This window comes from Phytohabitans aurantiacus, from assembly GCF_027923225.1.
Taxonomy (GTDB): domain Bacteria; phylum Actinomycetota; class Actinomycetes; order Mycobacteriales; family Micromonosporaceae; genus Phytohabitans; species Phytohabitans aurantiacus.
Genome location: NZ_BSDI01000033.1, coordinates 49,037 through 62,809, shown reverse-complemented (window position 1 = coordinate 62,809; position 13,773 = coordinate 49,037). Strand labels below are relative to the sequence as shown.

Below are 13,773 nucleotides of genomic sequence, written 5' to 3'. Positions count from 1 at the left end.
TTGACCTGGCACGGTGCGGTAGGTTGCTGATCATGGTCACGACGCGACTGGATCTCGACCGGATCCGCGCCGCTCGCGAGGTCATCGACCCGATCTTCCTGGACACGCCGCTGTACCAGCCCGACGCGTTGGGGCGCGAGCTCGGCTGTGCGGTCAGCGTCAAGCTGGAAACGGCGAACCCGGTGCGCAGCTTCAAGGGCCGCGGCACCGAGCTCGTCGCCAGCGAGCTGGCCGCGCAGGGCCGCACCGCCGCGGTGTGCGCCAGCGCCGGCAACCTCGGCCAGGCACTCGCGTGGTCCGGTCGCCGCCGCGGCATCGACGTGACGGTGGTGGCATCACGCGGGGCACCCGCCGCCAAGCTGGAGCGGATCCGCGCGCTGGGCGCGGAGCTGGAGCTGGTCGACGGCGACTTCGAGATGGCCCGCGCACGAGCCGTGGACATCGCGGACGAGCGCGGCGTCCGGCGCGTCGAGGACAGCCTCGACATCGAGACCTGCGAGGGCGCCGCGACCATCGGCCTGGAGCTGGCGAGCGACGCGTCCTCTGTGGACACCGTACTGATCGCCCTGGGCGGCGGCGCGATGGCCACCGGCGTCGGCTACGTCCTCAAGACGCTGTCGCCGGGCGTCGAGGTTATCTGTGTACAGCCGCACGGCGCCCCCGCGATGACCCGCTCCTGGCACGAGCGCCGGGTCGTCACCACGGACTCGTACGACACCATCGCCGACGGCGTCGCCGGCCGGTACCCGATCCCGGAGGTCCTGGACGACCTGCTGCAGGTGGCCGACGACGCCGTCCTGGTCCACGAGGCTTCGATCGTCACCGGCATGCGGCTGCTCCTGGAGCGCGCGGGCCTGGTCGTCGAACCGTCCGCGGCTCTCGGCGTCGCGGCCATCCTGGAAGACCGTGACCGCTTCGCCGGCCGCCACGTGGCCACCATCGTCTGCGGCAGCAACGTCGACCTGGACGCCTACCACCGCTGGGTCGGCGCCTGACAACCGCGGGGGCGCGCGAGTGTCGGTGGACGTTGCTACTGTCTCGGCTGTTCTGGAAGGTGTGACTACCGCCGAGGGAGTTCCGTGACCATCAACCGACCTCTGACGACATTCGCGGGCCTGCCGGTCGTGGAGCTGGAGGAGGGGCAGAGCACGGCTGACCCGTCCGCGGTGGCCTGGCGCATCGACATGGACGACTTCGAGGCCGCACCGGAGGAGTTCGCCGCGGCGTTCGCGCAGGTGCTGGAGCTTTGCGGGCCGGCCGGGCCCACCGCGCTGATCGCCGGTGAGTGGGGGTCGGCCTACGAGGACCCGTTCCCGGTCGACCTGCTGGTCGACAACGCGGCGCGACTCGGCGCGCTGCGGGCGCTGTTCATCGGAGACATGACCTCCGAGCAGTGCGAGATCTCCTGGATCCACCAGGACGACATCACCCCGCTGTTGAAGGCGCTTCCGGCCCTGGAGCGCCTGTGGGTGCGCGGGGCGGAGGGCCTGGAGCTGACGCCGGTGCGGCACGAGGGCCTGCGCGAGCTGGTGCTGCAGTCCGGCGGCCTGCCCGCCGAGGTGATCCGGGCCATCGGCGCCTGCGACCTGCCCAACCTGACGCACCTGGAGCTGTGGCTGGGCGTCGAGCAGTACGGTGGCGACGCGCGCGCCGACGACCTCGCGCCAATCCTGGCCGGGCGCTCGCTGCCCGCGCTCACCCACCTCGGCCTGTGCAACGCCGAGATCGCCGACGAGGTCGCCGCGGCCGTCGCCGCCGCGCCGGTGGTCGCCCGGCTCACCGAGCTGGACCTGTCCAAGGGCGTGCTCGGCGACACCGGCGCCGAGGCGCTGCTGGCCGGCCAGCCGCTCACCCACCTCAAGTCGCTCGACCTGAGCCACCACTTCATGTCGCCCGAGCTGGCGCAGCGGCTGGTCGAGGAGCTGCCGGGCGTCGCGGTCGATGTCTCCGACGAGCAGGAGGAGGAGGAGTGGGGCCGCTACACCGCGGTGTCGGAGTAGTGCGCCTGGCCGTCGTCGGCAACCCGGAAAACCGGCGGATCGCGCTGTTCGACGCGGCCGCGCGGCGGGCCGGGCTGCCGGCACCGGAGGTCTATCCGTGGCGCGACGTGCTGCTGTCCGGGCGGGTTCCCGGGCCGGGCACGCTGGTGCGGATCGATTCGCCGGGCGAAGACGCCGAGGTCGACCGCCTGCTGCGCGAGCTGGGCACCGGCCGTCCCGCCACGGTGGCCGAGCACGCGGAGATTCTCGGCACGGCGGCCGCGTTCGCGGGGCTGCGGGAGGCGCTCGGGCGGGTCGCGGCCGGCGGCGGCGAGTTGGTGAACCAGCCCGCCGACATCCTGACCATGACGGCGAAGCCGCGCTGCCACGCCGTGCTGGCGGCGGCCGGCATCCCGGTGCCGCCGGCCCTCGGCCCGGTACACGGTTACGAGTCGCTGCGCGCGGCGATGGACCTGGCGGGGTGGCACCGGGTCTTCGTCAAGCCCGCCTACGGCTCGTCGGCGTCGGGGGTGCTGGCGCTCGCGGTGGCGGGGCGGCGGATCACGGCGGTCACCTCGGTCGAGCTGAGCGAGGGGCGGATCTTCAACAACCTTCGGGTACGCCGCTACGACGACGAGGCCCCGATCAGGTCCATTGTGGACCGGCTGGCTCCGGACGGGTTGCACGTCGAACGCTGGTACCCGAAGGCCGCCCTCGCCGACCGCGTCCTCGACCTCCGGGTGGTCGTGATCGCCGGCGAGCCGCGGCACGTGGTGGTCCGCACCAGCCGGTCGCCGATGACCAACCTGCACCTGGGCAACGCCCGCGGCGACACCGCCGCGGTTCGGGCCGCGGCCGGCGATCAGCGGTGGGCGGCGGCGATGCGCACGTGCGCGCGGGTGGCCGAGTGCTTCCCCCGCACCCTGCACGTCGGTGTCGACCTGATGTTTCGGGTGGGGTGGCGCGACCACGCGGTGGCGGAGGTCAACGCGTTCGGTGACCTGCTGCCGGGCGTGCTCGCCGATGGGCTCGACACCTACGGGGCGCAGGTGGCGGCGATCGCCAGCGGTTGGGCGGGTGTGGCGTGCGAGCTCTGATCGGCAGCCACGACCTGCTTTTCGTCACTCTCGACACGCTGCGCTACGACGTGGCGGTGCGGTGCCTGGCGAGCGGCCGCACCCCGTGGCTGGCGAAGGTCCTGCCCGGTGGCGCCTGGGAGCGGCGGCACACCCCGGCCAGCTTCACCTACGCGGCGCATCACGCGTTCTTCGCCGGCTTCCTGCCGACCCCGGTGACGCCCGGCCCGCACGAGCGGATGTTCGCCGCCCGGTTCGGCGGCAGCGAGACCAGCGGCCCGGGCACGTACGTGTTCGACGCCGCCGACCTGCCGACCGGGCTGGCCGCCGCCGGATACCACACGGTCTGCCTGGGCGGTGTCGGCTTCTTCAACCCGGGCGCTCCCCTGGGCCGCGTGCTGCCCGGCCTGTTCGCCGAGGCGCACTGGGAGAAGTCGTTCGGCGTGACCGCCCCGGACTGCCTCGGCGCCCAGATCGACCGCCTCGAAACGATCATCGGCGGGCTGCCGGCGGGGCGGCCGCTGTTCACGTTCGTCAACGTCGCCGCCCTGCACCAGCCCAACAGGCACTACGTCCCGGGTGCGGCCGAAGACGGTCTGGACACGCACGCCGCCGCCCTGGAGTACGTGGATAGCAAGCTCGGGCGCCTGTTCGCTCTGGTCGCCGGGCGGGGGCGGCCCTGCCAGGTGATCATCTGCTCGGATCACGGCACCCTGTACGGGGAAGACGGTCACGTCGGCCACCGGGTCGCCCACGAGGCGGTGTGGACCGTCCCGTACGCCGACTTCATCCTGGAGCCGTCATGAACGTCGACGACTCGCCGTACCAGGGCTACCTGTACGCGTACCCGCACAAGACCGCGTACCGGAAGCTGGACCCCCGGCCGCCGCTCGACGAGGTGTGGGCGGCCGAGCCGCAGGACGCTCTCTTCGGATACGTGCACCTGCCGTTCTGCGAGATGCGGTGCGGCTTCTGCAACCTGTTCACCCGCGCCAACCCGCCCGCCGAGCAGGTCACCGCGTACCTCGCCCAGCTGCGCCGGCAGGCCACCGCCGTCCGGGGCAGCCTCTGCCCAAACGCCTCGTTCGCCCGGCTGGCGATCGGCGGCGGCACACCGACGTACCTGACGGCGCCCGAGCTGGAAGGCCTGTTCGCGATCGTCGGTGACGCGTTCGGCACCACCGCGGTCCCGCTGTCGGTGGAGACATCGCCGGCGACCGCCACCCCCGACCGTCTCGCCGTGCTCGCCGCACACGGCACCACCCGGGTCAGCATCGGGGTGCAGAGCTTCCTGGACACGGAGGCGCGCGCCGCCGGCCGGCCACAACGCCGGTCCGAAGTGGACGCCGCGCTGGAGTCCATCAGAGACGCGCGGATCCCGGTGCTCAACGTCGACCTCATCTACGGCATCGACGGGCAGACCGCGCAGACCTGGCAGCAGTCGCTCGACGAGGCGCTGCGCTGGCGGCCCGAGGAGCTGTACCTGTACCCGCTCTACGTGCGGCCGCTGACCGGGCTCGGCCGGCGCGCCCACGCCCGCGCCGACTGGGACCGGCACCGGCAGGAGCTGTACCGGCAGGCGGTCGACGTGCTCACCGGGGCCGGATACGTGCGCCACTCGATGCGGCAGTTCCGCCGCGCCGACGCTCCCGTGCCGGACGGGCCCGAGTACTGCTGCCAGGACGACGGCATGGTCGGCCTGGGCTGCGGCGCCCGGTCGTACACCACCGACCTGCACTACTCGTTAGACTACGCGGTCGCCGTCTCGCAGGTCCGCGCGGTGCTCGACGACTACCTGAGCCGCGCCGCCGGCGACTTCCGGTACGCGGAGATCGGCTTCCGCCTCGACGCGGTGGAGCAGCGGCGCCGATGGCTGCTCAAGTCGCTGCTGCGTGCCGAAGGCGTCGACGCGCACGCCTACCGGACCCGGTTCGGCACCGGCCACGACACCGACTTCCCGCAGCTGGCCGAGCTGGTGGAGCGCGGCTGGCTCGACGAGACCCGCACCACGCTCACACCCGAGGGGCTCGCCTGGTCCGACGCCATCGGCCCGTGGTTGGTATCGGGCCAGGTCCGTGCGGCGATGGGAGCCTACGTCCCGCGATGAACGACCTCTACGTGCTGTACCGCGGCCCCCTCGCGAGCTGCAACTACGACTGTCCATACTGTCCGTTCGCCAAACGGGTCGATCCGCCGCACCTGCTGCGCGCCGACCGGGCCGACCTGCGACGGTTCACCGGCTGGGTGGAGGCGACCACCGACCGGCGGCTGTCGGTGCTGTTCACCCCGTGGGGCGAGGGCCTGACCCGCTCCTGGTACCGCGACGCGATCGTGCGCCTGTCGCACCTGCCGCACGTGGCCCGGGTCGCGATCCAGACCAACCTCGCGGCGCGCACCGGCTGGCTCGCCGCGGCCGACCCGCGGGTCGCGGCACTGTGGACCACCTACCATCCCGGCCAGGTGACACGAGACCGGTTCCTGGCCCGCTGCCGAGAGCTCGACGAGCTCGGGATCCGGTACTCGGTCGGTGTCGTCGGCCTGCCCGAGCACTACGACGAGGCCGTCGCCCTGCGCGAGGCGCTGCCGCCCGCGGTCTACCTGTGGGTCAACGCCGCCGAGGGGCACGTCTACACCGGCAAGGAGGAGCGCCGGTGGACCGCCCTGGATCCGCGGTTCGGTGACAGCGTGCGCCCCCACCCGTCGCTCGGCCTGCCGTGCCGCGCCGGCGACGACGCCATCTCCGTACTGGGCGACGGCACGGTGCGCCGCTGCCACTTCATCCCGGCGCCGATCGGCAACCTCTACGACGGCACGTGGCGCGCGGCCCTGCGGCCGCGCGCCTGCACCAACTCACTGTGCGACTGCCACATCGGCTACGTGCACCTCGAGCCACTGCGACTACGCGACGTGTACGCCGACGGCCTGCTCGAACGCATCCCGGCCGCCTGGCCCTGACCGTTCGAAGCGGAGTCGAAGCGCTTTCGAAGCGGGCTCTCCTAACCTTCCACGCCATGGTCAAGCAACCCCTCAGACTCCTGCGCCACGTCGTCGCGGTCGGCGTCGTCACGCTGGGCGCCGTGCTGGTCGCCCCGTCGGCGGCACACGCGACCCCGTTCCCTGAGTCCCATCTGGCGGACAGCGCCGGGCACGCCTACTGCTACATGGACAGTTTCGACGACTACCCGGTACACCGCTCCCGGGTCTCGTGGGGCATGGACCGGCTGGACGACCAGACCGACATGCACGACATCCTGGAGAGCTGCGCACGTGGCACCGACATCTGGTTCTCGCGCGCCAACCTTCCGGCCGGTACCCGAGGTTGGACCATCTGCCAGACCTGGGTCGGCAGCAACACGTGCGACTCGGCGAACATCGGGATCGACTTCGACGAGATCAACGAGGGTTCGTGGGACATCGAGGACCAGCAGAAGACGGTGCTCCACGAGATCGGCCACTCGATCGGCCTCGGTCACCACTCTCCGTCCGCCCACGACTGCGCCATGTATGAGGGGGAGATCCCGGGCAACGACCCGAGGTGGCGCTCCTTCCATTCCCACGACGTCGCCCACATCAACGCGCAGTACTGAGCCGGAGGAGCGAGATGAACAAGACCATGCTCGTGGCAGCCGCCGCACTCGCGGCGCTGGCCACCGGCTGCGCCAGCGCGAACGCCAACGGGAAGTCGGGCGGAGGCTCGGCGCGTGAACTGACCGAAGCGGCCGGTCACGGCATCCACCTCGACTACACACCGCTCGTCTCGCCGCAGGACGCCGTGGGCAAGGCCGACCTGATCGTCGAGGGCACGCTGGTCGAGGTGACCGACGGGATTCAGTTCAGGTATGCCGACGCGTCTGTGACCGAACGGGAAGCGGACGACTATGTGACCTTCGTCGTCGCCGTGGACAGGGTGATCGACGGCGACGCCGGCAAGGTAACCGACAGCAAGGTGTACGTAGCGGTGCCGAAGGGCAGCGGGACCACCTCCCAGCGGCTCTCCGAGCTGAACCCCCAGGCCAAGATCGTCGCGGTGCTGGACGACATCACCACCTGGCGTCCGGTCCCGGAGGCGACGGTCGTGCGGCCGGCCGCCATCCCGGCCACAGGTCCGCTGTACCACGCCTACCGCGACGGGCTCTGGCTGCAGGGCTCGGCGGACAGCCAGATGTACGCCATCGGAGCCGAGGCCGGGGAGCTCGCGCCGGCCTGGGGTGGCGTGACCGAGGTCGATGGCCTCGCCACTGCCCTGGAGAAGGCGGCCACCACCGGCTAGCGGCCGGTAGCGCAAGACGGATTCGTCCCCCTGGACTGCGCGCGCCTCCTGGCATAGTGTCCGGAGCCCGGGGGGATAATCCGTTGCGCTATCAGATCCTGGGACCGGTCGCGGTCCACCGCGCCGGCGTCGAGCTGCCGCTGGGCGGCCCGAAGCCACGCGCCGTGCTGGCCGCGCTGCTGCTGGACGCCAACCGGGTCGTCTCGGAGGAGCGCCTCATCGCGCTGGTGTGGGGCGACGAGCCGCCGCCGTCCGTGCGGGGCCAGCTCCAGGTGCACATCTCCGGGTTGCGCAAGCTCCTCGGCGCGGCGGTCATCGAGCGCCGCCCACCCGGGTACCTCATCGGCGTACACCCAGGGGAGCTGGACCTCGACGAGGTGGACGCCGCGGTCACGAAGGCCCGGGCCGATGCGTCCGCGGATCGTCCTGGCGCGGCGGCGGCGCACCTGCGCGCGGCGCTGGCGCTGTGGCCCGGTCCGGCGCTGGGCGGGGCGACCGAGCCGCTGCTCGCGCACGCCGGCCCCGGGCTGCGCGAGCGGCGGGTGAGCCTGCTGGAGGAGCTGTACGATGCGGAGCTTGCCGCTGGGCGGCACCACGACGTGGTCGGGGAGCTGCGCGGCGCGGCGCGGGAAAACCCCTTCCGGGAACGGCTGCACGCCCAGCTCATGCTGGCGCTGTTCCGGTCCGGGCAGACGGCCGAGGCCCTGCACGTGTACGGAGACGTCCGCGAGCGGCTGGCGGCAGAGCTGGGCACCGAGCCCGGCCCGTTGCTGCGGCGGGCACATGTGCGGATCCTGCGCGGCGATGGCCCCGCCGCCACGGTGCCGCGGCAGCTCCCGGCCGACCTGGCCACGTTCATCGGGCGCGAGACGGAGCTGTCCACGTTGGACGCTCTGCTGCGCCGACCCGGCGGCGGGCGGATAGCCGCGATCGCGGGCACCGCCGGCGTCGGCAAGACGACCCTGGCCGTCCACTGGGCGCACCGGGTCCGCGCCCGGTTCCCGGACGGCCAGCTGTACCTGAACCTGCGCGGCTTCGACCCCGGCGGCACGGCGATGACGACCGGCGAAGCGGTGCGGGCGCTGCTCGACGCGCTCACCGTGCCCGCCGAGCGGATCCCCGCCAGCCATGAGGCGCAGATCGGGCTGTACCGCAGCACGCTGGCCGACCGGCGCGCCCTGGTCGTGCTCGACAACGCCCGCGACGCCGAGCAGGTCCGGCCGCTGCTGCCCGGCGCGTCCGGTTGCCTGGCGATCGTGACCAGCCGGGCCGACCTGACCAGCCTGATCGCCGCCGAGAGCGCACAGCCGCTGGCGCTGGACCTGCTCACGGCGCGCGAAGCGCGGGAGCTGCTGGCACGGCGGCTGGGCGGAGACCGGCTGGCCCGCGAGCCGGACGCCGTCGACGAGATCGTCGCCAGGTCCGCGCGGCTGCCGCTGGCGCTGGCGATCGTCGCCGCCCGCGCCGCCTCCCACCCGGGCTTCCCGCTGCGCGCCATCGCCGCCGAACTGTCCGAACTGGACGCGTTCGACGGTGGCGCACCGGCCACCGACGTGCGGTCCATCCTCACCGCCTCGTACCGCACCCTCGGGCCGGTCGCCGCCCGCGTGTTCCGGCTGCTGGGGGTGCACCGCGGGCCGGACATCACGGCCGCCGCGACCGCGAGCCTCGCCGGCCTGCCGCTGCCAGCGACCCGCCGCGCGCTCACCGAGCTGGCCCGGACGCACCTGATCACCGAGCACGCCCCCGGCCGGTACGCCCTGCACGACCTGCTGCGCGGGTATGCCGCCGAGCTTGCCGAGCTGACTGACAACGCGCCGGACCGGCGGGCCGCGCTGCACCGGACCCTCGACCACTACCTGCACACCGCGCGGGCCGCCGACCGGCTGCTCGCCCCCGGGCGTGCGTCGATCGCGCTGGCCGACCCAGTGCCGGGCGTCACCGCCGAGGTGCTGGTGGACGCGCGGCACGCCCTGGCCTGGTTCGACGCCGAGCACCCCGTGCTGGTGGAGTTGGTGCGGCGGGCACCCGCCGAGTTCGACACGGGGGTGTGGCAGCTGGTCTGGGCGCTGGCCACGTTTTTCGACCGGCGGGGGCGCTGGAGCGACTACACCGCCTCGCACCGCGCCGCCCTCGACGCCGCCCGCCGGCTGGCTGACCCGGTCGCTCAGGCGCACACGCACCGCGGGCTCGCCCGCGCGTATGGCCGGATGGGCCACTACGCAGACGCGCTGTTCCACCTTCGCGAGGCCCTCGACCGGTACACCACAACGGGCGACCGGATCGGCCAGGCCGACATTCACGGCAACCTGTCCTCGATACTGGAACGGCAAGGCCACCACGCGGAGGCGCTCGGCCACGCCCGCGAGGCGCTGCGCGTCTACGAGCAGGCCGGCGACAAGGCCATGCAGGCCAACGCCCGCAACACGGTTGGCTGGCTGTGCGCGCTGCTCGGCGACCACGACGAGGCTCTGCGCCACTGCGAACAGGCGCTGACGCTGCTGCAGGCGATCGACGACCGGTACGGGGAGGCGGTCACCTGGGACAGCCTCGGGTACATCCACCACGCGCGGGGCGACCACGCGCGGGCGGTCGACGCGTACGGGCAGGCGCTCGCCGGGCTCCGCGAGGTCGGCGACCAGCCAAACGAGGCCAGGACGCTGGCGAATCTCGGCGACACGCACCGCGCCGCCGGCCGGCCGGACGCCGCCCGCAGGGCCTGGCAGCGAGCCGTCGACATCCTGGACGAGCTGGGTCACTCCGCCACAGACGAGATCCGCGCGAAGCTAGATCAGGACGCCGAAAGCCATTGACCTGTGGTGGGGGACTTCGGCGGTGCCGAAGGCGGAGGCGCAGCTTTCTCGTCGACTGCCCCAGTATTCGCCGTTGTTGGACGGGTCCTGGGAGATGACCTCGATGTACCGGTCGCCGACCCACTGGACGACCTTCGACTCGATCCCCCGGCCGTCAGTCTTGTTGTCGCAGACGGTGATGTTCTCGAATGACGGGTATCCCGCCAGGTCGGCGTCGAAGAAGACCGCGCCGCTCCGGCTCAGGGTGTAGAGCCAACCGACATTCCGGGGTGGCGCCGCGTGCGCCCGCGTCCCCGCCCCGAACACGACGGTGGCCACCACGGCCGCCAGCACGCCCCGCTACGCCACGCCGCGGGCATCGTTGTAGTTGGAGCCGAGATCGTCCGCGTACTCGAACACATGGACACTTACCCCGTACCCGTCCGGGAACATGTTGCCCTCCTTCGACACGCATTTGCCGTTACTGGACGGGTCGGAGACTCCTTCTTCCTGCCCAAGGTCTCCGTAGACGTGCACGCCGACGCCCCGACTGTTGGCCACGTTGTCACAAACCGTGATCTTCTCCCACCCGGGATGGCCCGCCAGATCGGCGTCGAAGAACGCCGCACCGCCGCCACCCTGCACATAGAGCCAGCCCACGTTCTTCGGCGGAACCGCCGCCAGCGCCGGAGCACCCACCCCGGCGACGGTCACCACCACCGCACCCGTCAACAGACTCGACCGCCACAACCACCGCATCATTTTGGTCCTCCGCTCCATCTCGCGACCGCGGCATCATCGGTCATCGCACTTGCCACATGCTTGCGAGGCACCGCCCGCCCATGATCAAGGCATCCCTGAAGTCGTTGGAACTACAAGGACGCGCGAGCGCTGACCTCCCTGCATCAGGTGTGGTCAATGTAGAGCCGCGATGGGTGACGCCGACCCTCATGCGGAGATCTTGAGGAAAACTTGAACTGTCGACCGAGGCAAGTCGGCCATCCAGACCCTCCATTCTGGACCGACCTGACCCGCGGCAACGCTTATAGAACGCGGAATGGTCCGCGTCATTCGTCGCGTGCTCCACTCAATTTTCGCTCAAGAGGCTCACGGCGTTCTGCGGGATCGACTCTGGTCATTGCTAGGTTCCGCGTACCGATTCGCGCTTACGAAGGAGGGTCCACATGCGACTACCACGCCGGGGCCTGCTCGGGCTGGCCGTACTGGCCGGCCTGGTCACGACTCTACTGGCTCCCCAGGCGGCGTTCGCCGCGTATTACGGTGGCGAGGTCAACCACGCCGCGAGCATCGCCTACCCGCCGGACACGGACTGGTACCGGAAATGCACAAGCGTCACCGGTGCGATGGCCTGCCTTCAGCCCTACGGCGACGATCTCTATATCTACGACAACAGGGCCGACGGCCACTCCGCCGCGATGATCTGGTACGACGCCGACTCGGCCCGGTCGGGCACCTGCGTCAGCCAGTGGGGCAACGGCAATTGGGGATGGTGCAACAAGGACTTCACCGAGGGCCACACAATCCACTTCGCGGCCGCCGTGTACGAGGCGGGCAACCTCGTACGAAATGGCGGCTGGGTAACGGTCGTCACCTGATCGAGCGAAAGCCCTTGACCTGTTACGTCTGGACCAGCGGCTGGTACTCCTCGGCGGTCAGCCCGAACGTCCACGCCACGCCCTCACGCGCCGACCGGGTCGTCGGCGGCACCCGCAGCCAGTACACCCGGCTGGTGCCGTCTGGCTCCGGCGTCGAGTTGACCACCTCGACCATGACCAGGGGCTCGTCGCCGGGCAGGTCGAGGCGCCACAGCGTGCCGGTCTCGTCGGAGCCCAGGCGCCGGGCGCCGGCCTCGCGCAGGTATCGCTCGTAGCCGAAGTGCTCCAGCATCACCCGGCGGATCTCGGCGTTCTGCTCGCGCTGGATGCGGTCGACGGTCAGGGACGGCAGCTCGGCCGCGAGGCCGGCCGGGATCGGCATGCCGCGCCACGCCCACAACCCGTATCCGTCGGGGAACTCCATGGCGGCGCCCTCGCCCCGGTGCAGCCGCCCGACGTTGTCCCGGGCCAGCAGACCCGGCCGCTCGGTCAGCACCGCGACCCGCTCGTGCGCCCACCACCAGCCGCCGTGCCGGGCCACCCCTGCGAGCCCCGTCAGCCCCGCCATCAGCCGGGCCTGCGGGCGCAGCCGGTCGGCCGCCTCGAAGGTGCACAGCCAGGCTCCGTCGTGCAGGCCGTAGATCGCGTCGAGCACCGCCATCCGCACCGCCCGGGCGGCCTCACCCGGCAGGTCGGCGGCGAGGTCCTCGCCCAGTCGAAGGCGCAGCCGGCCGGCCACCCGATCCATGACCAGGCCCCAGGACCGGCGCCCCGCCGCGGCGCTGAGCTGCGCCCAGCCGTCGGTGCCGAGCGCCTGCACGGCGGCCGTGCGGGCCGCCGCCCACGGCTCGGTGCGCACCCGGCGGCGCAGCGAAGGGCCAGCGCTCTCCCCCGGCGTCCAGCCTTGGCGGCGCAATTCGGCGTGTGCCTCGATGTGCCACGCCGGCGCGTCGGGGCCCGGCTCGGCAGCGCCTGACAACAGCGCAACGGCGGCCGCTCCGGCGCGCGGTGAACCAAACCAGTACACCCGCTCGGGCTGCGCGGCTCCGGCCAGCCGGTATGCGTCGCGCAGCCCGGACTCGGCCGCCTCCCGCGCGGCCGGATCCGTCTCCACGGCGGCGGCCAGCCACTGGTCTTCGATGGCCGCGGCCATCGCCTCCTGGGCGTGGGTCAGCTTCATCTCCGGCCCTCTCAGTCCGCGACCGGCCGGAACGCGCCCGGGATGTACTCCCGCTGCCGCACCACGCGGTAGTGCCCGGCGGGCAGCGAGATCGGACCGTGCTCCTCGTGCGTGATCCGGCCGTGCGTGGGCACGTCGACGAACATCCGCTCCGGGTCGTCGAGGTCAGCGAGCAGTCGCAGCCCCGGCCCGCCGATCACGTGGGCATGACCGGTCGCCTCGCCGCGCGCCAGGACCATCCGGCCGCGCCGGTCGCGGGGAACCGGCGCGCACGCGGGCACATCGGCCGGTGCCACCGGGACGACCAGCACATCGCCCTGCCGGTACATGAGACCTCCCAAGGAGTTCGACTCTGTCGGGAGGCACGCTACCGCCGCGGTACGACACTCACGCCGCGGCCGCCCGCCGTGCCTCGGCGAGCTGCCGTCGCAGCAGGATGAGGGCGTCGTCGTAGGGTTTCGGCCACATCACCACCCGGCCCACCTCGATCCGGAACAAGCGGGGCGGGAGGCGGTTGCCGCGCCGCACCGGGGTCACGATCTCGGTGCCGTCGGTGAGATGAATGTGGATGGCGTCGCGGCCCGGGTTGAAACCCTCGTTGCCGCCGGCGCCGTTGCGGATGTCGGCGACCGACGACCAGGGCACCGTTTCGGTGCTGAAGAACGAACGCGACCGGATGCCGGTGTCACTGACGAAAACGCCGAGCACTGCCGGCCAGCACGGGCGCGACGATCGGATTGGCCATCGCCAGCGCGGTGTGTACGTCCAATGGATACGGTCGCCGCCACCTCCGCATGATCGCATTGTCGCCGACCGTGTCAACCAGACGGCGGGCGGGAAATTGCGGGGAACAGGGCGGG

15 protein-coding genes are annotated in these 13,773 nt (G+C 72.0%); 10 read left to right on the top strand and 5 right to left on the bottom strand.

All coding sequences use genetic code 11. From position 1 onward, the window contains the following. The first annotated feature begins 32 nt into the window (after positions 1-32). From QMG73_RS29255 to QMG73_RS29215, 9 genes are all read left to right on the top strand, one after another. Positions 33-995: a threonine ammonia-lyase gene (locus QMG73_RS29255; RefSeq protein ID WP_281901000.1), complete on the top strand. Its 963-nt coding sequence runs from the start codon at positions 33-35 to the stop codon at positions 993-995. Between the two features lie 84 nt (positions 996-1,079). Beyond that, positions 1,080-2,000 (top strand): STM4015 family protein, encoded by a 921-nt coding sequence (locus QMG73_RS29250; protein ID WP_281900998.1) that lies wholly within the window; start codon positions 1,080-1,082, stop codon positions 1,998-2,000. Then, the gene (locus QMG73_RS29245) at positions 1,970-3,076 is read left to right on the top strand and encodes an STM4014 family protein (protein WP_281900996.1); all 1,107 of its coding nucleotides are present in this window, start codon (positions 1,970-1,972) and stop codon (positions 3,074-3,076) included. The genes QMG73_RS29250 and QMG73_RS29245 overlap by 31 nt, the downstream gene beginning before the upstream one ends. Then, on the top strand, positions 3,064-3,861 hold the full coding sequence (locus QMG73_RS29240) for an STM4013/SEN3800 family hydrolase (RefSeq protein ID WP_281900994.1): 798 nt from the start codon (positions 3,064-3,066) through the stop codon (positions 3,859-3,861). Before QMG73_RS29245 ends, QMG73_RS29240 begins: the two co-directional genes overlap by 13 nt. Then, positions 3,858-5,162 carry an STM4012 family radical SAM protein gene (locus QMG73_RS29235; RefSeq protein ID WP_281900992.1) on the top strand — a complete coding sequence of 435 codons (1,305 nt, stop codon included), beginning with the start codon at positions 3,858-3,860 and terminating at the stop codon, positions 5,160-5,162. Before QMG73_RS29240 ends, QMG73_RS29235 begins: the two co-directional genes overlap by 4 nt. Further along, entirely contained in the window at positions 5,159-6,010 is an 852-nt protein-coding gene (locus tag QMG73_RS29230) for an STM4011 family radical SAM protein (protein WP_281900990.1), read from the top strand. The genes QMG73_RS29235 and QMG73_RS29230 overlap by 4 nt, the downstream gene beginning before the upstream one ends. A 56-nt stretch (positions 6,011-6,066) precedes the next feature. Then, on the top strand, positions 6,067-6,642 hold the full coding sequence (locus tag QMG73_RS29225; protein WP_281900989.1) for a zinc metalloprotease: 576 nt from the start codon (positions 6,067-6,069) through the stop codon (positions 6,640-6,642). Positions 6,643-6,656: 14 nt separating this feature from the next. Next, positions 6,657-7,325, top strand: a complete 669-nt coding sequence (locus QMG73_RS29220) for a hypothetical protein (RefSeq protein ID WP_281900988.1) — start codon at positions 6,657-6,659, stop codon at positions 7,323-7,325. Positions 7,326-7,408: 83 nt separating this feature from the next. After that, a complete protein-coding gene (locus QMG73_RS29215; protein ID WP_281900986.1) occupies positions 7,409-10,138 on the top strand; it encodes an AfsR/SARP family transcriptional regulator in 2,730 nt (909 codons plus the stop codon). Here the strand turns inward: QMG73_RS29215 and QMG73_RS29210 are convergent. Together QMG73_RS29210 and QMG73_RS29205 are read right to left on the bottom strand one after the other, a co-directional pair. Continuing rightward, a complete protein-coding gene (locus QMG73_RS29210; protein WP_281900985.1) occupies positions 10,112-10,471 on the bottom strand; it encodes a hypothetical protein in 360 nt (119 codons plus the stop codon). The genes QMG73_RS29215 and QMG73_RS29210 overlap by 27 nt on opposite strands. Before the next feature lie 6 nt (positions 10,472-10,477). After that, positions 10,478-10,879 (bottom strand): hypothetical protein, encoded by a 402-nt coding sequence (locus QMG73_RS29205; protein WP_281900983.1) that lies wholly within the window; start codon positions 10,877-10,879, stop codon positions 10,478-10,480. 422 nt (positions 10,880-11,301) lie between these two features. On the opposite strand from QMG73_RS29205, the gene QMG73_RS29200 reads away from it, so the two are divergent. Continuing rightward, positions 11,302-11,733 (top strand): hypothetical protein, encoded by a 432-nt coding sequence (locus QMG73_RS29200; RefSeq protein ID WP_281900981.1) that lies wholly within the window; start codon positions 11,302-11,304, stop codon positions 11,731-11,733. 22 nt (positions 11,734-11,755) lie between these two features. On the opposite strand, the gene QMG73_RS29195 is transcribed toward QMG73_RS29200, so the two are convergent. The 3 genes from QMG73_RS29195 to QMG73_RS29185 are packed head-to-tail and all read right to left on the bottom strand — an operon-like array spanning position 11,756 to position 13,621. Further along, complete coding sequence (locus tag QMG73_RS29195; RefSeq protein ID WP_281900980.1) at positions 11,756-12,913, bottom strand: DUF6745 domain-containing protein; 1,158 nt, start codon at positions 12,911-12,913, stop codon at positions 11,756-11,758. 11 nt (positions 12,914-12,924) lie between these two features. Further along, positions 12,925-13,242, bottom strand: a complete 318-nt coding sequence (locus QMG73_RS29190) for a hypothetical protein (protein ID WP_281900979.1) — start codon at positions 13,240-13,242, stop codon at positions 12,925-12,927. 58 nt (positions 13,243-13,300) lie between these two features. Beyond that, entirely contained in the window at positions 13,301-13,621 is a 321-nt protein-coding gene (locus QMG73_RS29185) for a PH domain-containing protein (protein WP_281900977.1), read from the bottom strand. Between the last annotated feature and the right edge of the window lie 152 nt (positions 13,622-13,773).